The 20,672-nt window shown below is 53.8% G+C and carries 17 protein-coding genes and 1 pseudogene; 11 read left to right on the top strand and 7 right to left on the bottom strand.

Features of this window, described 5'->3' with window-relative positions; translation table 11 throughout:
• Positions 1-39: 39 nt before the first annotated feature.
• Genes BLR25_RS05405 through BLR25_RS21915 form a run of 3 tightly spaced genes read right to left on the bottom strand, consistent with a single transcriptional unit; the run spans position 40 to position 2,413 of the window.
• Positions 40-1,704, bottom strand: coding sequence for a recombinase family protein (locus tag BLR25_RS05405; protein ID WP_091934905.1), 1,665 nt, complete (start codon positions 1,702-1,704; stop codon positions 40-42).
• Positions 1,701-2,075 carry a DUF2924 domain-containing protein gene (locus tag BLR25_RS05400; protein WP_091934902.1) on the bottom strand — a complete coding sequence of 125 codons (375 nt, stop codon included), beginning with the start codon at positions 2,073-2,075 and terminating at the stop codon, positions 1,701-1,703. The genes BLR25_RS05405 and BLR25_RS05400 overlap by 4 nt, the downstream gene beginning before the upstream one ends.
• Positions 2,072-2,413: a DUF3489 domain-containing protein gene (locus BLR25_RS21915; protein ID WP_091934899.1), complete on the bottom strand. Its 342-nt coding sequence runs from the start codon at positions 2,411-2,413 to the stop codon at positions 2,072-2,074. The genes BLR25_RS05400 and BLR25_RS21915 overlap by 4 nt, the downstream gene beginning before the upstream one ends.
• Before the next feature lie 621 nt (positions 2,414-3,034).
• On the opposite strand from BLR25_RS21915, the gene BLR25_RS05390 reads away from it, so the two are divergent.
• Positions 3,035-4,036 carry a hypothetical protein gene (locus BLR25_RS05390; RefSeq protein ID WP_091934896.1) on the top strand — a complete coding sequence of 334 codons (1,002 nt, stop codon included), beginning with the start codon at positions 3,035-3,037 and terminating at the stop codon, positions 4,034-4,036.
• On the top strand, positions 4,033-4,641 hold the full coding sequence (locus BLR25_RS05385) for a GTP pyrophosphokinase (protein WP_091934893.1): 609 nt from the start codon (positions 4,033-4,035) through the stop codon (positions 4,639-4,641). The genes BLR25_RS05390 and BLR25_RS05385 overlap by 4 nt, the downstream gene beginning before the upstream one ends.
• Positions 4,642-5,157: 516 nt before the next feature.
• Here the strand turns inward: BLR25_RS05385 and thiC are convergent.
• Positions 5,158-7,086 carry a phosphomethylpyrimidine synthase ThiC gene (thiC, locus tag BLR25_RS05380; protein ID WP_091934890.1) on the bottom strand — a complete coding sequence of 643 codons (1,929 nt, stop codon included), beginning with the start codon at positions 7,084-7,086 and terminating at the stop codon, positions 5,158-5,160.
• 39 nt (positions 7,087-7,125) lie between these two features.
• A complete protein-coding gene (locus tag BLR25_RS21210) occupies positions 7,126-7,284 on the bottom strand; it encodes a hypothetical protein (RefSeq protein WP_176785757.1) in 159 nt (52 codons plus the stop codon).
• A 326-nt stretch (positions 7,285-7,610) separates the two neighbouring features.
• On the opposite strand from BLR25_RS21210, the gene gcl reads away from it, so the two are divergent.
• From gcl to BLR25_RS20890, 9 genes are all read left to right on the top strand, one after another.
• A complete protein-coding gene (gene gcl / locus BLR25_RS05375; protein WP_091934887.1) occupies positions 7,611-9,386 on the top strand; it encodes a glyoxylate carboligase in 1,776 nt (591 codons plus the stop codon).
• Between the two features lie 49 nt (positions 9,387-9,435).
• Complete coding sequence (locus tag BLR25_RS05370) at positions 9,436-10,344, top strand: dihydrodipicolinate synthase family protein (RefSeq protein ID WP_091934884.1); 909 nt, start codon at positions 9,436-9,438, stop codon at positions 10,342-10,344.
• 217 nt (positions 10,345-10,561) lie between these two features.
• Positions 10,562-11,476, top strand: a complete 915-nt coding sequence (locus BLR25_RS05365; protein ID WP_091934881.1) for a sugar phosphate isomerase/epimerase family protein — start codon at positions 10,562-10,564, stop codon at positions 11,474-11,476.
• Positions 11,477-11,487: 11 nt separating this feature from the next.
• Positions 11,488-12,318 carry a transketolase gene (locus BLR25_RS05360; RefSeq protein ID WP_091934878.1) on the top strand — a complete coding sequence of 277 codons (831 nt, stop codon included), beginning with the start codon at positions 11,488-11,490 and terminating at the stop codon, positions 12,316-12,318.
• Positions 12,315-13,262, top strand: a complete 948-nt coding sequence (locus BLR25_RS05355) for a transketolase family protein (RefSeq protein WP_218122640.1) — start codon at positions 12,315-12,317, stop codon at positions 13,260-13,262. The genes BLR25_RS05360 and BLR25_RS05355 overlap by 4 nt, the downstream gene beginning before the upstream one ends.
• 105 nt (positions 13,263-13,367) lie before the next feature.
• Positions 13,368-14,279, top strand: coding sequence for a 2-hydroxy-3-oxopropionate reductase (gene glxR / locus BLR25_RS05350; RefSeq protein WP_091934872.1), 912 nt, complete (start codon positions 13,368-13,370; stop codon positions 14,277-14,279).
• A gap of 68 nt (positions 14,280-14,347) precedes the next feature.
• Entirely contained in the window at positions 14,348-16,504 is a 2,157-nt protein-coding gene (dctP, locus tag BLR25_RS05345) for a TRAP transporter substrate-binding protein DctP (RefSeq protein ID WP_143009770.1), read from the top strand.
• Between the two features lie 170 nt (positions 16,505-16,674).
• Positions 16,675-17,637: an amidohydrolase family protein gene (locus BLR25_RS05340; protein WP_091935502.1), complete on the top strand. Its 963-nt coding sequence runs from the start codon at positions 16,675-16,677 to the stop codon at positions 17,635-17,637.
• 99 nt (positions 17,638-17,736) lie between these two features.
• Positions 17,737-18,078: a hypothetical protein gene (locus BLR25_RS20890; RefSeq protein ID WP_143009769.1), complete on the top strand. Its 342-nt coding sequence runs from the start codon at positions 17,737-17,739 to the stop codon at positions 18,076-18,078.
• Positions 18,079-18,200: 122 nt separating this feature from the next.
• Here the strand turns inward: BLR25_RS20890 and BLR25_RS05335 are convergent, their stop codons facing one another.
• Positions 18,201-19,073, bottom strand: a complete 873-nt coding sequence (locus BLR25_RS05335) for a LysR family transcriptional regulator (protein WP_091934866.1) — start codon at positions 19,071-19,073, stop codon at positions 18,201-18,203.
• Positions 19,074-19,238: 165 nt separating this feature from the next.
• A pseudogene (locus tag BLR25_RS05330) lies at positions 19,239-20,654 on the bottom strand (MFS transporter); the annotation flags it as partial.
• Between the last annotated feature and the right edge of the window lie 18 nt (positions 20,655-20,672).

The raw sequence follows: 20,672 nt of genomic DNA, 5'->3' as shown, positions 1-20,672 counted from the left end.
CGCAACGCGCCCTTGGGGAGTGGATCTGGTTGGGAGGTCTTAAGCTGCGTCGGGAATCATCCCGATCCAGCGATATTGCTCAGCCCAATCGATTGGCGGAACCCCCTTCTTCAGTAGCCTTTCGGCACTCAGAGAAACCGGCTGCTTGCCTTGAGCAATACGCTGGATGATCTCGGGCGAGAGGAACGCCAGATAGATGACTCGGGTGATATAGGAAGGTGATACCCCTTCGCGCTCGGCGAGGGCTCCGATACTCATGCAATGTCCGGAAGACAGCAGATCGAACCAGCGATGTGCTTTGGCAATGAGCGCCACCAGTGTCTTGTCGATTCGGGGTCGTGATCGCGTATCGCCGACGATCAATCGTACCGCAGTACCCAGGCGTTTGATCTGAATCGGTACCTCGATAGATTCAACGGCGCCTTGGAACCCCGATTCGGTAGGCTGCAGTACGATCTCCAACTTTCCCGAATGGACAATGATGCGCTCGACGACCTCCCGAAGCGTCTCATGTCGTGTCGTCTGGGCATTGATCCGCTCAGCCATCAACTGGTTCTTTGCCAATGTCTCAGAGGGGCGGATATACCGCGACTTGGCCATCGTCACGATCCTGACCTCATCCTGAAGATAATCGACGACCGCATCGATCACCGTCCGCTCCAACTCCAGCGCTGGAATCCTGAATTGATCAGCGTTGTTATGACGCCCCTGATGCAAGTCAGCGCTCACATAATACTGATAGAGCCGAGTCCCCTTCTTTGAATAGGTCGGGGTCAGTTTCTGATCCTGCGCGTCGAACAACAGACCGACTAGTAACTTTGGGATTTGGGTATTCTCGCGGCGCTTACCATTGGCCTGATTCGCCAACTGCTGCTGCACAGCCTCCCACAACGGTGAATCAATGATCGCCTCGTGTTTTCCCGGATAGATCGCCCCCTTGTGGGGAATCTTGCCGATATAAATCGGATTCTTCAGAATCCGGTGCAGATGGCCACGGCTGAACGGCCGATAACCGGCAGGGCCGTTCGTTTGTGATCGGGCTCGTGTCTTCCAACCCATTCGATCGAGTTCCGCCTTCAACTGCGTCACTCCGCCGCAATCGAGATACAGACTGAAGATCGTACGTACCCGAGGCGCTTCATCAAAATCAATCCGCAGCGTCCGTTCGGATGGGAGATAACCCATCGGCGGAATCCCTCCCATCCATAGCCCCTTACGCTTGGAGGCGGCAATCTTGTCGCGAATCCGTTCGGCGGTGACCTCGCGCTCAAATTGAGCAAAGGACAACAGCACATTCAAGGTCAGTCGGCCCATCGATGTCGTCGTATTGAACTGCTGGGTGACCGAAACGAACGATACCCCGTGCGCATCGAATAACTCGACGAGACGAGTGAAATCGGACAGTGACCGGGTCAATCGATCTACCTTATAGACGACCAACAGTTGAATGCGCCGTTCCTGAATGTCGGCCAAGAGACGGGCGAGTGCAGGGCGTTCGAGCGTGCCGCCCGAATAGCCGCCGTCGTCATACACTGTGGGCGAGGCGATCCAGCCGAGGGATTGCTGACTGACGATATAGGCGGCACAAGCGTCCCGTTGCGCGTCTAGTGAATTGAAATCCTGCTCAAGTCCCTCTTCTGAAGACTTGCGCGTATAGATAGCGCAGAGCAACGGGCGCGGTGTGGAAGCTTTGGCCGGTCTCATAGATCGACCCCGAAGAAGAGCGGGCCAGACCAGGCGGTCCCGGTGATATGACGGGCAATGGCCGAGAGACTCTTGAACACGCGGCCGTTCAACTCAAATCCCTTGGGGAGTACCAACACGTGGAAAACCTCCCCTTGCCATTCCCGGACCAACATCATGCCTGGAGTAAGTTCAGTCCGGGTGTCGCCCTGCAACAGGCGTCTTAAGCGTCGGCGTCCGGCTGAACCTCGCCAGAGCAGGTTCTCCTGCATCTGGCGATGCCAACCGACGGCGTGCTCGACGAGTTGCGCTTGGACATAGCGTGGGAGCGGATGGCCGAAGGCGGACTCCCACGCTTGCGTCAGTGCGTCGCGATGGGTGGATCGCTTCATGATGCTGCGATGATTCGATAAACCCGTCCAGTATCGCTCGGGCTGCACTGGACATTGAGCCCGAGGCGCTTGCGAAAGACGGCACTGATGCAACCACGGATGCTATGGGCTTGCCAGCCTGTGGTGTCGGCCATCTGGGCTAGGGTTGCTCCGTTCGACGATTGGAGGAGGGCGAGCAGTCGCGATTGCTTGCTTCCAGGTGTTCCAAGCAGAGGGATTGTTGACGAGGGCGACGCACTGGTGGATTTGACAACCTTCTTCCGCGAAACCGTAGCTTTCTGCTTGGGGGATGGGGCGGGTTGTTTCGTCGGGCTGGATTTGCGAGTGCTGGTGGCCATGATGACGGCTCCTTGGGTAGGTCTGTCGCGACCGTCGCGGCAGTAACCCTAGTAACGCTCTGTTGCGTGAGTCTATCCAGTCATTTGTGGCGGTCGTAGAGTAAAGTCAGAGAGCTTCTGGATCTGTCAGCTTTCTGCGACAGGAGCGTCCAGAAAGATGGCGTCAAGTATTCATGTCATCAGAGTTATGCAACTGGCGTTGTTTGCTCGCGGTAGCATACTGTTCAACGGAGTTGCCGGCCTTCATGTCAGCTAAGAGCCAAATTGAAAGTTAGCTTCTCGGTTGCGCGAAAGGTAGTCTGCCAACTCTGAGTTGCTGCCTGATCCGAGATACATGCTGTGGCTGGTATCCAGGCGGCGCCGGTCATCCAGTACGGTAACTCACGGACTGGAGGCCGGCCAAAGCGGCCATCATAAACTCCACCTAATTCGGTCAGCAATGCCACCTTTACCTGCGGTTATTTCAGTTGAAGCGTTGGCTCAAAAAAACGGCAGAGCAGCCAAATGATTGTAATTCTGCCTTGGCTGACATAAACACACATCTAAAAAACCGTTTATCATATTCGTGTATATGCTTCGTGGCATCCGCTCTTAATATGCGAGGTGAGGTGAGGTGAAGATATGGCACTGGAACTGCTCTACAGCTTCTTGACTTATCCCAAAAAAGAAGAGGCACCCACAGGTGTGGATATCCCGTTGGATGACTCGAAGCTCTGTTTGATGCTCAGAGGCATATTTGATAATGCCAACAAAGACTGCAATGTGCCAATCCTTTTTACGTCTGAAGGCACCAAGCAAAAAAATATTGTCATGGACGAGGTTCTGACGCTTTTGTCGGCCCCCTCGCTGGAAGTTGCCCAGCCGCTTGCGACGCGGCTTCAGTGTGTGACAAACGGTACGTCAGGCATGGGGCTGATGTTCATCTGCATCGGGAAAGGTCATTCGGGGAAAAAGCAAATAGTGATGTCAAGGTTTCCAGCCGATGAAGGAATTGTTGCTGAGAGGGGAGAAGATAAGCTCTCGGTCCAGTTTGTAGATCAGGTGTTTCTAAAAAGTTCTCATGCCTATAAAGCAGTTACTTACACTTGGAGTGGTATAGCGGGAGACCTATGGAACGGACATGCAGTAGACAAGCAAATCAACCATGGGACCAAATCAATTGCTGACTACTGGATCGTTGATTTTCTTCAATCTGATTTCGCAACATCCCCGGCTTTAGGGACCAAGCGCTTAGCTAACGCACTCAAGAATGCAATGAAGGCCGCAAGTGACCAACAGACCAAGGCCGAGATCGCATCAGCAACTCAGTTGGCAAGAAACCTGTCCTCGAAAGCCTTATCAATTGCAGGTTTCTGTGATGAATTTCATTTCAGCGAGAAGACAAAAAAGACGGTCCTGGACAACGTGGATCCTGCCCGATTGATACAGGAAAAATTCAAATTTGATTCATCAGAATTTTCCAAAGTGATCGCCTTCAAGCAGGTGGAACTCGATTCAGGCGCGGTTGTATCTGCTCCCGCTGACAAATTTTCCCAGTGCTTTACTGTTGGCGACGAGGGCGATCAAAAGACCTATACAGCCAAAGGCAGAGTGATTGACCAGCGCTTAAAGAGTACAAAATGACAGAGACGGAACTGTTGGCGGAATATCAGTCCAGATATCAAGAGCTGAATGGTCTAGCCGAAAAACTTATAGATTTCCTCACGGAAATGCTTGAGGACACCCCTCGGATAGACAGAATTGCCGCGAGGGCCAAGAGCCCGGAGAGATTTCTTGGCAAGGCCTTGAAGCTCAACGATGATGGCTCCATCAAATACAGTAGTCCTTTTGTACAGATCCAGGATCAGATAGGTGCTCGTGTCATAGTTTTTTACAAGCAGGATGTCGATGCAGTAAGTGAAGTAGTGGATAAATATCTACGCAGAATAGAAGAGAGGGTAGTAATTCCAGATTCCGCGAAAGAGTTCGGCTACGTAGGTAAGCACTTTATCTTGGCGCTGCCGGAAGATGTGATCAGCGATCAGTTGGATAGAGAGAAGGTTCCTCAGTTCTTTGAGCTACAGGTGAAAACACTTTTTCAACATGCTTGGGGCGAGGCTGAGCATGATATTTCTTACAAATCGAAGGAGCCCTTAACTAAATTGCAAAAGCGCCAGGTCGCTTTCACTGCAGCGCAGGCATGGGGTGCTGACGAAATATTCGAGCAACTCGTTAATGCTTTGACCTGACTAGATGCCGGTCGAAGTCCAGTATGGCCGACTTCTTGCCGACCACAACGAGTCTCAGCAAGAGACTAATTAGTGCGCATCACGCGGGCTTCGTCTGCGGATTGCGGAGTCCTTCTAATTCTGCTGCTCCGTCGCGCAACGCGAGGAACAAATGTAACGGTAACCTCACCGCAAATTGCTCACAGCCTTTATGGCGCTAGGCTCAAAGAAAGTCTTGGGGCATAGTCAGTTCGTCGCTCACCACGTCATGCCTGGCGACATTTTACTCACGGCTACGCCCGAACCTCTGAGCCAGACGGTCTGTAAGATCACAGGCTAGGATATCTCTCACGCCATGATTTGTGTCGGTAAGTCGAGTGTAGTCGATCTCGCCTGCAACGGTGTTCATGCACGTAATCTTGCGCGGATCATTCTCGGGCCTGGCTGCGCTGGTCATGTGCTGCGACCAGTGAGTCCACTGACAACGGACCAATTGCGCTCCGTCATCTCCTTCGCCAGAGCTGCGGTTGGTATGAATCACACCTTGTGATATACCTCTGCTCCTGACTTCACGAATTCCACCGACTTTGTTTCCATCCCCGCTTTTGCCACTGTTTCCAGCGCGGCCTTCTCGTCGAGACCTTGCTTGGTCGCGAAGTCGCGCACATCCTGCGTGATCTTCATCGAGCAGAAGTGCGGGCCGCACATCGAGCAGAAGTGGGCGATCTTGGCCGATTCCTTGGGCAGGGTTTCGTCGTGGAAGCTCTTGGCCTTGTCCGGGTCGAGGCCAATGTTGAACTGGTCGTCCCAGCGGAACTCGAAGCGTGCCTTGCTCATGGCGTTGTCGCGGATCTGCGCGCCGGGGTGGCCCTTGGCGAGGTCGGCAGCGTGCGCGGCAAGCTTGTAGGTGATGATGCCTTCCTTGACGTCGTCCTTGTTCGGCAAGCCAAGGTGTTCCTTTGGCGTGACGTAGCAGAGCATCGCCGTGCCGTACCAGCCGATCATGGCAGCACCGATGCCGCTGGTGATGTGGTCATAGCCCGGGGCGATGTCGGTGGTCAACGGCCCGAGGGTATAGAACGGGGCTTCCTTGCAGTATTTCAACTGGAGGTCCATGTTCTCCTTGATCATGTGCATCGGCACATGGCCCGGACCTTCGATGAACACCTGGCAGTCATGCTTCCACGCGATGTCGGTGAGTTCGCCGAGCGTTTCCAGTTCGGCCAGCTGGGCTTCGTCGTTGGCGTCGTAGATGGAACCGGGGCGCAGACCGTCGCCGAGCGAGAAGCCGACGTCGTAGGCCTTCATGATTTCGCACATTTCCTCGAAGTTCGTATAGAGGAAGCTTTCCTTGTGGTGGGCGAGGCACCACTTGGCCATGATCGAGCCGCCTCGGCTGACGATGCCGGTCATGCGGTTAGCAGTCATCGGCACGTAGCGCAGCAGCACGCCGGCGTGGATGGTGAAGTAGTCAATGCCCTGTTCGGCTTGCTCGATCAGCGTGTCCTTGAAAATTTCCCACGTCAGCTCTTCAGTCTTGCCGTTCACTTTTTCCAGCGCCTGATAGATCGGCACCGTGCCGATTGGCACCGGCGAATTGCGCACGATCCATTCGCGTGTTTCGTGGATGTTCTTGCCGGTGGAGAGATCCATCACCGTGTCGCCGCCCCAGCGGATCGACCAAGTCATCTTCTCGACTTCTTCCTGAATGCTGGAGCCGAGCGCTGAGTTGCCGATATTGGCGTTGATCTTGGTCAGGAAGTTGCGGCCGATGATCATCGGTTCGGCTTCCGGGTGGTTGATGTTGGCCGGAATGACAGCGCGGCCGCGGGCGACTTCCGAGCGCACGAATTCGGGCGTGATTTCCTCGGGTATCGAAGCGCCGAAGTTCTGACCGGGATGCTGGCGCGTCATCAGCGCGGCGAGCTTGGCGCCTTGCGGGCTGCTGGCCTTCAGCGATTCGATGTAGGCGCGGCGGTTGTTGTTCTCGCGGATGGCGATGAACTCCATTTCCGGGGTGATGATGCCTTGGCGTGCGTAGTGAATCTGGGTGACGTTCTTGCCGGGCTGGGCGCGCAGCGGCTTGCGGTGCAGACCAGGGAAGCGCAGTTCATCCAGCGATTTGTCGGCGGCGCGGATACGACCAAATTCGGAGGAAAGATCCTTCAGTGCTTCGGTATCGTTGCGTTCGGCAATCCACTGGGCGCGTAGCGCGGGCAAACCTTGGCGGATGTCGATCTTGGCGGCTGGGTCGCCGTAGGGGCCAGAGCAGTCATATACGAAGATCGGCGGGTTCTTTTCGCCGCCGAAGGCGGTCGGCGTGTCGGCTTGCGCGATTTCGCGCATCGGCACCTGCAGGTCCAGGCGGCTGCCTTCAACGTAAACCCTGCGGGAATTAGGCAGTGGTTGGATGGCAGCCTCGTCGACGTGGGCGGCGGCTGCGACGAATTTTTCGTTGGCGTTCATGATCAGGTCCGTGGGTGAGGCAAAAAAAAGAAAGCGGCTTCAGGCGGCAGGCCAGCGCACGTGGAAGTGATGCACCTGGCCGTGGCCCTGCGGCGCCGAGGCGACGCTGAGGCGGTCGGCGTGGGCGATGGCGTAAGCCAGCCAGTGATGCGCGTCGCATACGGCCGAAGTAATGTCGGCCCGTTGCGGCAACAGCATAGCGATGGATGCCTAGTAGGCGCTGCCAGTCCGTGTCATAGCCAAACAATGAAGTGACAAATCGAGCTTGGGAATCAGAGTGCTAAAGGTAAGGCCCCAAACTCTATTGATAGAAAAATATTTTTATCTTCTAAAGATTAACAGCACTACTTCCAGCATATAGCTGACAAGTCAATACTTCTGCTGTGAGTGTAACGCGTCAAAACGGTGTTCAAGCAACGGCGAGGACTGCGCTGATTAGTTAGCACAAAGAATGCGGCGCCACACTTAAGGCGGGTTCCCGCCTACTTATTACGTCAATATCCAATCGCCTATAGGAGAATGATATGGGAAAAATGCGCGCGGTTGATGCGGCAGTGTTGGTAATGAAAAAAGAAGGTATTTCTACGGCGTTTGGTGTGCCGGGAGCTGCCATCAATCCCTTCTATTCGGCAATGAAAAAAGCCGGTGGCGTCGATCACGTGCTGGCACGGCACGTGGAAGGCGCGTCGCACATGGCCGAGGGTTATACCCGGGCCAATGCCGGCAATATCGGAGTCTGCATCGGCACCTCAGGACCTGCCGGCACTGACATGATTACCGGACTTTATTCGGCTTCGGCAGACTCGATCCCGATCCTGTGTATCACCGGACAGGCCCCGCGCGCCCGTCTGCACAAGGAAGACTTCCAAGCCGTCGATATCGAAACCATCGCCAAGCCGGTGACAAAATGGGCTGTCACCGTGCGCGAACCTGGTCTCGTTCCTCGGGTCTTCCAGCAGGCATTCCATTTGATGCGCTCCGGCCGTCGTGGCCCCGTGCTCATTGATTTGCCGTTCGATGTGCAAGTGGCCGAAATCGAATTTGACATCGATACGTACGAACCGCTGCCAGTCTATCAGCCGACAGCCAGTACCAAGCAACTCGAAAAGGTGATGGAAATCCTGTGTTCCGCCAAGAAGCCGGTCATCATCGCCGGCGGCGGCATCATCAACGCGGATGCGTCCAAGGAACTCGTTGAATTTGCCGAGCTGACTGGCGTTCCTGTCATTCCAACGCTGATGGGCTGGGGCACGATTCCTGATGACCATCCGCTGATGATCGGCATGGTTGGTATCCAGACCGCCCATCGTTACGGCAACGCCTCTTTCCTCGAATCCGACGTGGTCATCGGCATTGGTAATCGCTGGGCCAACCGCCACACGGGTTCGTTGGAGGTTTACACCAAAGATCGTAAGTTCGTGCACATCGACATCGAGCCGACTCAGATCGGCAGGGTCTTCAACCCTGACTACGGAGTTGTTTCGGATGCCAAAGCGGCGCTGACCGGTCTCCTCCAGTTAGCGAAGCAATCAATCGGCAAATTGCCGGATTGGGATGCCTGGGCTAGAGAGTGCTACGACCGCAAACGCGACATCACAATGCAGCGCAAAACGCATTTCGACAACGTTCCGATCAAGCCGCAACGGGTGTATGAAGAGATGAATCGCGCTTTTGGCAAGGACGCCTGCTATGTGACGACCATCGGCCTGTCGCAAATCGCAGCTGCGCAGATGCTCAATGTGTTCAAGCCGCGGCATTGGATCAATTCGGCTCAAGCGGGCCCCCTGGGGTGGACGTTGCCGGCGGCACTTGGCGTTGCCAAAGCCGATCCGAAGCGTCAGGTGGTGGCCCTATCCGGGGATTACGACTTCCAGTTCCTGATCGAGGAACTCGCCGTCGGCGCCCAGTTCAAGCTGCCCTATATCCATGTGCTGGTTAATAACAGCTACCTAGGCCTTATCCGCCAGTCGCAACGTGCCTTCGACATGGACTACTGCGTACAGTTGTCGTTCGAAAACGTCAACGCTCCGGAACTTGGTCAGTACGGCGTAGACCACAAAACGGTTGTTGAAGGACTGGGCTGCAAGGCCATCCGTGTAACTGATCCGGCTGATTTACCGGAAGCTTTCCAGACCGCGAAGCAATTGATGGCGACCTATCAAGTCCCGGTGGTGATTGAGGCCATTCTGGAGCGAGTGACCAATATTTCGATGGGACCGGAAATTAACAACGTGATTGAAAACGAGCCGCTGGCCGAGAAGCCCGAGGATGCACCCACCACCATCGGTGTGATGTACTGAAACTCTGACAGTCGTCACATCAATAAATTGAGACTACTAAGGAATCAAAATGGCAAGAAGACTGAAAGGTGTCTTGGCTCCCGTTGTAACCCCGTTTGACGCCGATCTGAAGCCCTCTGCTGAGCGGCTTATCACCCACTGCAAATGGCTTGTCTCGCAAAATGCCGGACTGGCCGTATTCGGTACGAACTCGGAAGCCAACTCACTCAGCGTTGCTGAGCGGATGACGCTGATGAGCCAGCTGGTGGAAGCCGGTGTCGACGCCTCGCTGATGATGCCAGGCACCGGGTGCTGCGCACTGACGGACACCGTCGAACTGACCAAGCACGCTGTCAAGCTGGGATGTAGCGGCGTACTGATGCTCCCGCCGTTCTTCTATAAAAACCTCTCGGATGACGGGCTATATCGTGCTTTCTCGGAAACGATTCAACGTGTCGGCAGCGACAAGTTGCGTTTGTACCTGTACCACATCCCGCCTATTGCTCAAGTACCGATCACTCCCGGTGTCATCGAGCGACTGTTGAAAGCCTACCCGGGTACGGTTGCCGGTATCAAGGATAGCTCGGGCGATTGGAACAATACCGACATGTTGCTGAAAAATTTCCAGTCAGAAAGTTTCGACGTGTTCTGCGGTAGTGAAGTTTTCCTTCTGCAAACCCTACGAGGCGGCGGTGCTGGCGCCATTACCGCAACGTGTAACGTTAACCCGGCGATGATTCACGATCTCTATGCGCATTGGCAGGACGCGGACGCGGATGATCGGCAAGCAAAGGTCACGACCGTACGCCGTACGTTCGAGATGTTGCCTCTGATCTCAGCAATGAAGGCTGTGATCGCTTGGAAGCGTAACGATCCGCAATGGTCGGAAGTGCGGCCACCGTTGATGAGTGTGCCGAAGGAAAAACTCGAACCGTTGCGCGAAAAGCTTGACGAAATCGGTTACCAAATGAATCTGTAGTCCAAGCAAGCGACGGAGTACCCGAGCACTGTCTCGGGTATTTCCGCGCGCCGATTTGTCTCTGACAGTTGGTAATAGACCGTACTGATTAAGGTCAGTAGGTGATCTGTTTATCTCAAATTTCGACTAACGGATAGGCTGCAAATGACTTTAGCCGGGCTTTCCCAAACAGAAGCAAGTCGCATGACGAATAACACGCGCGAAGGAGCAAAACATAATGGATGAATCAATCCGCAAATACATGAGGGTCGGCCTGATTCACTTCATGGCCTACCCAAGCGTGATTAAGGGGGAAGGTCCGGTGGAGGAGACCTTCCGCAAGATCGCGCTGGACGACTACTTCGAGGCGGTCGAGATTACCTCGATCAAGGATCCGGCGGTTCGTCAACGCGTCAAGAAAATGATCGACACCTCGCACATTGACGTCGCCTACGGTGGGCAACCGCGGCTCCTGACGACGGGAATGAACATCAACGACCTGGACGAGGTGGCGCGGAAACGGGCAATCGCTAACCTCAAGGAAGGGATCGACGAAGCCTACGAAATGGGCGCCCAAGGATTTGCCTTCCTGAGCGGCAAATACACCGACGACAAACTGGAAGATGCCTACCGGGCGCTGGTCGCCTCGACCCTTGAACTATGCGCCTACGCCAAATCCAAGGGCGACCTCAAGATCGCCTTGGAAGTCTTCGATTTCGACGTCGACAAAAAGTCACTGATTGGCCCGGTCGCGCTGGCCAAACGCTACGCCGAAGAGATCCGTGCTGAATACGACAACTTCGGCCTGATGGTCGACTTGAGTCATATCCCGCTGCTACACGAGACGGTGGCCGAATCGCTCCTGCCAATCAAGGATTACATCATCCACGCCCACATGGGGAACTGCGTGGTCAAGGATTCGTCCTGGCCGGCCTACGGAGACGCCCATCCGCGCTTCGGGTTTCCTGGTGGCGAGAACGACGTCGACGAACTGGTCGAGTATCTCCAGATCCTTAAGCAGATCGGTTTCCTGAACAAGGACAAACGTCCGATCGTCAGCTTCGAAGTCAAACCGGTTGGTGACGAAGATCCGGATCTGGTCGTGGCCAACGCCAAGCGGGTGCTCAACCTCGCTTGGGAACAAGTTGTGTAAGGGAGATCGAAATGGAAAGTGTGGAACGCCTCAAAGGAATCTGTCAGGATGTTCGGGCCGATATCGTCCGGATGACTAACGCCGCCAACTCTGGCCACCCGGGTGGCAGCCTATCCGCCGTCGAAGCCATGGTCGCCTTGTACGGCAACGTAATGAATCACCGTCCGGCTGATCCAAACTGGCCGGAGCGCGACCGCTTCTTCCTATCCAAGGGCCATGCCTGCCCGGTGACCTATGCGGTTATGGCGCGCACCGGTTATTTCCCGGTCGAAGAACTCGTGACCCTGCGCAAACTCGGTACCCGCCTGCAAGGTCATCCGTCTTGTAAAGCGCTCCCGGGTATCGAAGTCTCCAGCGGCTCGCTGGGACAGGGCCTTTCGGTAGCCAACGGCTTCGCCCTGTCGGCCAAGCTCAACCGCAAACCCTACCGGGCCTACTGCCTGCTGGGTGACGGCGAATTGCAGGAAGGCCAGATCTGGGAAGCCATGATGACGGCCGCCCACTACAAGCTCGATAACGTCTGCGCCATTGTCGACTACAACGGCCTGCAGATCGACGGCGACGTGGAGAAGGTCATGGGCATTGCCCCCTTGGCCGACAAGTGGCGCTCCTTCAACTGGCACGTCATTGAGTGCGATGGACACGATATCGCCCAGATGTTGGCCGCCTATGAAGAAGCGAAACAAACGAAGGACAAGCCTTCGGTCATCCTCATGAAGACCGTCAAGGGCAAAGGCGTCTCCTTCATGGAGAACGTCGCTGGCTGGCACGGCAAACCGTGCAACAAAGATGAAATGAAGCAGGCACTCGACGAAATCTACGGGAAGGGGAACGGACAATGAGCCTTATGACGCTGCCGACACGCGATGGCTACGGCCATGCTTTGGTCGAACTGGGTGCGACCAATCCGGATGTGATCGTGCTAGATGCCGATCTCGCCAAATCGACGCGTTCCGACTGGTTCCAAGCAAAATACCCCGACCGATTCTTCGATATTGGGATTTCCGAACAAGACATGATCGGCACCGCTGCTGGCCTTGCTCTGGGCGGCAAGATACCTTTCGCCACAACGTACGCGGTCTTCGTGGCCGGCCGGGCTTGGGATCAGGTGCGGACGACGGTCTGCTATTCCAACCTCAACGTCAAGATCGCCGGGGCGCACGGCGGCTTCTCAGCCGGCGGTGATGGTGCCACGCACCAGGCGCTGGAAGATGTGGCTGTGATGCGCGTCTTGCCGAACATGACAGTGATCCTGCCCTGCGATGCCATCGAAGCCAAGAAGGCAACGATCGCCGCAGCCAAGATGGAAGGCCCCTGTTACCTGCGTTTTGCCCGTGAGGCCACGCCGGTCTTCACCGACGAAGGCGACGTCTTCGAGATCGGCAAAGCCATCGTGATGCAGCCAGGCACGGACGTCACCATCATCGCCGCAGGTCCGCTTGTCTATGAAGCGCTGCTGGCGCACGACAAGTTGGCACAAGAAGGAATCTCCGCGCGCGTGATCAACATGCACACCGTCAAGCCACTCGATGAAGTGGCGGTGCTGGCAGCGGCGAAAGAGACCGGAGCGATAGTCACGGTTGATGAGGCGCAACTGGCCGGAGGCTTGGGCGGCGCCGTCGCCGAATTCCTGGTGAGCCACCATCCGGTGCCAGTCGAAATGGTAGGGATCAAGGACACCTTCCTCGAATGCGGATTGCCAGAAGAACTGGCGACCAAGTATCAGCTCGTGGCCAAAGACTTCGTGGCAGCGGCCAAGAAGGTAATAGCAAGAAAAGCCAAATAATCGACTTTTCGTTCGAGTGTTGCGGCGTATGAAGTCACGCCTTCATACGCCGCATATTTGATCAACGGAAAATTAAACATGAAGTACAACGATTGGAGGTAAAGCGTGGCTAGTGTTGGATTCGTAGGTTTGGGCATCATGGGCACGCCGATGGCAGAGCACCTGATTAAGGCAGGGCATGAAGTGTTCCTGTTCAGCATTCCGAGCGTTCCCGCGTCGCTGGTCGAGGCCGGCGGCAAGTCCTGCGCCAGCGGCAAGGAAGTCGCCAAACAGGCCAACATCATCATCACCATGGTCCCGGACACACCGCATGTTGCGGCGGCATTGTTTGATCCGAACGGCATAGCCGAAGGATTGAGTGCCGGCAAGATCGTCGTCGACATGAGTTCGATCTCTCCGATCGAAACCAAGGAGTTCGCCAAGAAGATCAACGCGCTCGGTTGCGAATACCTCGACGCACCGGTCTCCGGCGGCGAAGTCGGCGCCCGGAACGCCTCGCTCTCGATCATGGTCGGCGGCAAGCAAGCGACCTTCGACGCGGTCAAGCCGCTGTTCGAACTGATGGGCAAGAACATCACCCTCGTCGGTGGCAACGGTGACGGCCAGACCGCCAAGGTTGCCAACCAGATCATCGTTGCGCTCAACATCGAAGCCGTCGGCGAAGCACTGCTGTTTGCCGCCAAGGCCGGCGCCGATCCCGCCAAGGTGCGCGAAGCGCTGATGGGCGGTTTTGCCTCGTCGAAAATTCTAGAAGTGCACGGCGAACGCATAGTCAAGCGGACGTTCAACCCTGGATTCCGCATCGAACTGCACCAGAAGGATCTCAACCTGGCACTGACCACGGCGCGCAAACTCGGCCTTTCGCTGCCCAATACCGCGACCGCGCAGGAACTGTTCAACAGCTGCGCCGCACACGGCGGCAGCGCCTGGGATCACTCCGGCATGGTGCGCGCCCTAGAACTGATGGCCAATTTCGAGATCGGTCAGAAAACGTCAATAGTCGTAAGACCAGCGTAACTAGCCGTCGATCTCAAACCACCAATTACTCACAGGAAGACATCTACGTCGTTCGGAAAGGGACGTCAGTGATAACTAAACCAAAAGCAATTTCGCTTATTGCCGCAGCGGCTTGCATCGGGTTATCAGCGCTGGCAATTGCTTTAAGCAACGAAATTGGAGTAACGGTTGCATCAATTACTTCTGCGTTGAATGCAAATAGCGCAACACTGACATCTCTTGAAGGCGAACTGCGTTTAATGCAAATCGAAATCTTCCTGGCTGTCTGTTGTGCGATAACAGGGTTTGGCTTCAACTATTTCGGCAGTGAGAAAAAAGTCGATAAGGCTCTATCCACAATCTATAAAGCGATTTCATATGCGGCCGACAACCTCGACTTTTCGAAGACAATCGCCATTTCGGGAGACCATCGAGTCGAACGGATACTCTCCGCGTATAACCGCCTAATCGAAAAATTCCGGGAAACATTGCTAGGCATCCAAAACTCGGTTGACACCTTGATTGAAGTCTCCGAGGAAATCGATCATTCAGCACGAAAGATAGCTCGCAATTCGCAACTTCAAAGTGACTCATCTGGAAACATGGCTTCCGCCGTCGAGCAGATGACGGTGAGCATTTCAGTTGTCGCGGGCCAGTCTGAAGACGCTAGTCGTCACACCCAAGAATCACGCCGAATAGCCAGCGACAGTGCCCGAGTTATTCTCGAAACAGTCGGTGGAATTCAGCAGATATCGGATACTGTCACCGAGGCCTCTCAAAGAATTCGCGCCCTACGTGAAGATTGTGATGGCATATCATCCGTGGCCGGAATGATTCGCGAAATTGCAGATCAAACTAATTTGCTTGCACTGAACGCTGCTATCGAGGCAGCGAGAGCAGGAGAACAGGGGCGAGGATTTGCAGTGGTTGCGGATGAGGTTCGGAAACTTGCTGAGCGAACCACTGTTTCCACACAAGAAATAAGCAACTTACTGAATCGCATGCAGGAAAGCGCACGTTTGGCGGTCGAAAGTATGCATCATACGGAAGAAGCGGTTGGCATTGGCGTTCTCAATGCCCGTCAAGCAGGCACGGCCATAGAACGATTAAAATCCGGCGCAGAAGCAACTGCAGTAGCAGTTGCAGACATTTCAGGGGCAATGAGGGAGCAAGAAACAGCCAGTGCCTCAATCGCTCACAATATCGAGCAAATAGCTCAAATTAGCGAGCAAAACTCATCTGCTGCGAAATCTTCGTCAGATAAGATCTGCCAATTGTCACACGTCGGCCACCAACTGAACCAGATCATTAAGAGCTTCAAGAACACTTCGACAGTTGATAAGATTGTCTTACGAGCAGCCTTCCCGAACGCCAATGACTATCCAAGCGTGCGAGCTGTAAGCGCAATGGCCGATATCTTGGCAAAGAAAAGCGAAGGTCGAATAAGTATTAAGATTATTCCAAACGGGGTCTTTGGTTCTGAAAAGGAAACGCTCGATCAGTTGCGGACTGGCGTGTTGGACATCGCAAGAGGTAATGTTGCCTTGCTGGCAAAGGATTACCCAACGGCTAATGTTCTTTCTCTTCCCTATCTGTTTGATTCAATAGAACACCTTCATACCGCAATGGATGGTGCTCCTGGGGAAGAAATTTTACGGACCTGTTCTCAGACAGATTTCGTCGCACTGGCTGTATACGATGCCGGATTTCGGTCCATTTATAGCAATGTGGCAATCCATAAACTTGCCGACATGCGCACTCTGAAATTGAGGGTGATTCAGTCGGATCTATGGTTCGCGATCGCAAGAGCTCTTGATATGATTCCGACCCCCTTGCCGCCCGACCAAGTTATTTCTGCTGCACGTACCGGTCTGATCGACTGCGCGGAAAACAGCGTTATTGTTTTCGACAATTACAAACATCAGGACGCGTTCAAGTATTTCTGTTTGACGGAGCATGCTGTCGTTCCTGAGGTGCTACTCTTTAGCAAGAAACGTTGGAACGAATTGTCCGAAACGGATCAAATGCTCATAGCATCAGTCGCGCGCGAATCAGTTCCAATTCAAAGGCGACTGAACCGTGAAAGCGAAGAATCGGCGCGAAAGCGTGTTACGCAATCAGGGATCGTGTTCATCAAGGACATTGATCGCCGAATGCTCAAAAATGCCATGCGTCCTGTTTACGATCGATTCTTGTCGAATTCTCAACAACGAGCACTATTTCAATCAATCCAATCGATGCGCTAGTCATTAGTGACGACATGCCGCGCTTGCGCTGTCAACGCGGCTATGTTTGACGCTAGTGAGATGTAACAATTATTTTATCGAATGAATATCACGTAATCAGTTGGTTCTCTGACAGTAAATGTTCAAGATCATTTCTCCCGCAAACAATCAAAATTATGGAGGTTCTTGAAATGACCGCATTCAGTATTAATCGTCGTGAAGCTCTTCAAAAACTCGGCATTTTGTCAATCGGTGCAGGTGCAATTGCCTCAGGTGCTGGAACAACATCAGCTCAGATATTGCCGATTAGTTGGTCAACAGGCGTGGATCGCCCCAGAACCAAAGTTCCAGCAAATGCCTGTGACTGTCACCACCACATTTATGACGCACGCTATCCATTCGCACCAGAAGCGACATTACGACCAGGAGACGCCTTAATCGCGGACTACCGTCGCTTGCAAGAGCGTCTCGGTACCTCGCGAAATGTAATAGTTCAACCATCGAGCTATGGGGTCGACAACCGGCTCCTTGTCGAATCGCTAAAACAATTTGGTGGCAACGCGCGCGGAATAGCCGTGGTAAATACAAGCGTCTCAGATGCGCAACTACGTGAGTTGCATGAGGCCGGAGTGCGCGGAATTCGGTTCAATCTCGCACCTCCGGGTACCACAACTTTGGATATGGTCAAGCCACTTGCAATGCGTATTGCGCCGATGGGGTGGCATGTCCAAGTTAATGCACCTGCAAATTATCTGCTAGAAGCAAGAGACATCTGGTCCAGCCTCCCTTGCCCTGTCGTTTTCGATCATCTTGGACGCGTTCCTCAACCCAATGCTCTGCGGCATCCAACATTCGCAATGGTCCGCGAACTTCTGCAACAAGGCCGAGCTTATGTAAAGCTCTCAGGCTTTTACAATGAAACCAAGGTTGGCGGTCCAAGTTACTCCGACAGCGTTGAAGTGGCAAAGGCGTATGCAATTGAGGCGCCTGAACGTGTTGTATGGGGTAGTGACTGGCCTCATCCTACTGAGCATACCAAGGTCATTCCGGATGATGCGATCTTGCTTGATGCCCTAAGTCTTGCCGTGTCGTCAAAATCCGCGTTGCATAAAGTGCTCGTTGAAAATCCCGCGACTCTCTATCAATTCTCGTAGTCGCGCTGGCATTGCTATGGCCTGGGTGGCTCATAAACACTCAGGCCAGACGTTCAAATTGAATCTTCGGCGAAGGCCCTTAAGGTAGTAATTGACAGTATGAATCAGAGAGAAGCGCAGATGACGAGAACGGTTTTCACAAAAACGGCTGATGGTCATGACGAATTACGGAGCAGAACGAGAAAACTCAGTGCTGTTCTTCGTCATTTGCTGATCTTGGTCAATGGAGAGAGATCGACCGCTGAGTTAAGGTCCATGCTCGGAACACGGTCTTCAATAGATAGTGGCCTCAATATGCTGGCTGCAGCAGGGCTGATCGAATGCATACTCGAAGGCGCTGTCATTTCCGAGATATTCCCGGCAGAGACAGGTGAAAAACGCCTATCAAAACCGCTCATCAATAATCACGGAGTTGTCGGAACATGGTTAGTGGATGCATGATCTGCAAATGCATCCAGAGTCATCTGCGCTTTTGGACTCGTTACTAAATCTGTCACCAAACCCACACCACTGAGAAATTGGTTCACCTCAAAAACACTTCGCGATTTCGGGTTTGGCTGAACTTATGAAGCAAATACCACCTCGGCGTCTTCCACGAATTGTCGCGACAAGGTTGCTCTAGCTCCTTGTTTGCTCCAAACAATCCCTACCCTGCGAACAGGAGGGCGATCGGGCAACGGAATCCTCACAATATCCATCCCACTAGACCAAAGCGGAGACCAATCCGGGATCAGGCCAACTCCTAACCTTTGGTTAACCAGTGCCGCGATCGCTAGTAATCCGTCAATTTCCAGTCTTTGATGCGGTCGCAAATCATGGTCTCGTAAGTACCTGTCGGCCAACTGTCCTCCCAGCACCGAGCGGTCATATCGGATGAACGGCTCGTTCTGCAGTAGATCGTGGGCTTCTCGATTAGAAAACTCTGCGGGCGCAACAACGATCAACTCTTCTTCTGTAATGGATTTCCACTCACATCCTTTTCCGATAGCAAATTGCGGTTCGACGATAATTGCGGCATCAAGATCATTATTTCCGACTTGATTGCACAAATCGATGGAGGACCCCACTTTCACGAACACCTTAAGCTCAGGATGCCGTGCGTAAAACCTTCTCAGTACAGGCGGTAGTACGCTTACCATCGCTGATACAAAAACACCGATCCGCATTTCACCAACAGATGCACCGGTGCCAATCAAGGACTTTAATTCGCGAATTTCTCGCAAAATTGTTCGCGCTCGATCCAAGAACAAAATCCCCGTTTCAGTCGGCCTCACAACTCTACCAACGCGGGTGATTAGCTTCGTACCAATTTCTTCCTCGAGCGCATGGACTCTCGCTGCAACCGCCGCCGGTGTCAGATCGAGGTGCCGGGCGGCTTCTGCCATGGACCCGAACTCTACAACGCTAACAAAACTTTGTATGTAACGGATATCCATAGACCCTCCAAGGTATATGTATTCGCTCTGTCCACTGCATTTTTGGGCAAAACACCGTTTTTGTGGCCTAAGACAAAGCCGAAATTTATGATGCATGTGCTTAAACCCCGCTGGACGACGGGTGCGCCAACGGGGTTTTCATTTCATTGCGCTTGTTTGCGGCAATTACTCCTTGAGTTCCACGCGCTTAATTTCACCGACGATAACAAGGTAGCAGAAGATTGCAACCGCCCCATGCGCACCGACGTAGAACAACGCCGACTCAAACGACCCAGCCTTGTCGACAAGGTAACCGATAGCAATCGGCATCGTAATTGCACCAAGATTTCCACATGTATTTAAGACGCCTCCGCTGATTCCTGTGGCTTGCTTTGGCGCTGTATCGGAATTCAAGGCCCAACCAAGCGCTCCGAATCCTTTTCCGAAGAAAGCCATGGCCATGAATGTCACGACCAATACTTCGGAGTCAGTGTAATTGCATGCGGCTACGCCCATCGACAACAGCATTCCGGTAACCATCGGAATCTTCCGTGCCCAGGTGAGCGATCCAGTCTTTGCCAGAATCCAGTCCGAAACAACCCCTCCGAGAATCCCGCCGATGAACCCGGCTATAGCAGGAACAGAGGCGACGAGACCAGCTTTGAGAATAGTCATTCCTCTTCCTTGCACCAGATAGATAGGGAACCATGTCAAGAAGAAATAGGTAAGCGACGTGACGCAATACTGGGCAACGTAAATGCCGATCATCATTCTGTTGCTCAGCAGTTGTCCGATCACTCGAAGATTCGGTCCCTTCGGCTTTTCACTGCCGGAAGAGGCCGCCTTGTCGATATCGATCAGGGCTCCGCCCTTCTCAAGATACTCGAGTTCGGCTGCGTTGACGGACTTATGCTCGCGCGGCGATTTGATAAATTTTAGCCAGAGGGGTGTGTAGAGAATACCGATGCCTCCCATCACAAAGAACACCGACTGCCAACCATATGTCTGAGTCAGCCAAGCCATCAGCGGGGTGCAAAATACCGTCGCAGCGTATTGAGAAGAGTTGAAGATCGCCGACGCGGTACCGCGTTCTTGGCCCGGAAACCACGCGGCGACAATCCGACTGTTTCCTGGAAATGACGGAGCCTCGCAGGCGCCCACCATGAAACGCAGTAAGAAGAAGGTCCCTACGACGATGCCGACGCCAACGAAGCCGACAAACCCCTGCAACAAGGTGAATAGCGACCACGTGAATATGCTGAACGCGTATACCGCCTTCGAGCCGAACTTGTCGAGAAAGTAACCGCCGGGAAGCTGAAACAGCACATACGCCCACCCGAATCCGGAAAGAATATAGCCCATCTGAACCGAGGTGAGCTTCAGATCTTTTGCTATGGCTGGCCCTGCGATTCCAACGGCTGAACGATCGGCAAAGTTGACGATCATGATGAAAAAAATGACAGCGAGAATGAACCATCGAACGTTCGTTCTTTTCTCATTTGTGGTTTGTATTGCAGCTGAAGTTGCTTCCATGCTGGTGCCTCCTCTGATATTTGTAGTGTTCATATTCGCGACATCGGTGTTCTTAAGCATGAGCACAGCCTTCTCGTCTCTTTTCTG

The sequence above is a fragment of the Propionivibrio dicarboxylicus genome, assembly GCF_900099695.1.
Lineage (GTDB): Bacteria > Pseudomonadota > Gammaproteobacteria > Burkholderiales > Rhodocyclaceae > Propionivibrio > Propionivibrio dicarboxylicus.
Note: the sequence above shows the minus strand (reverse complement) of the source record. Positions and strands in the feature narration are given on the sequence as shown.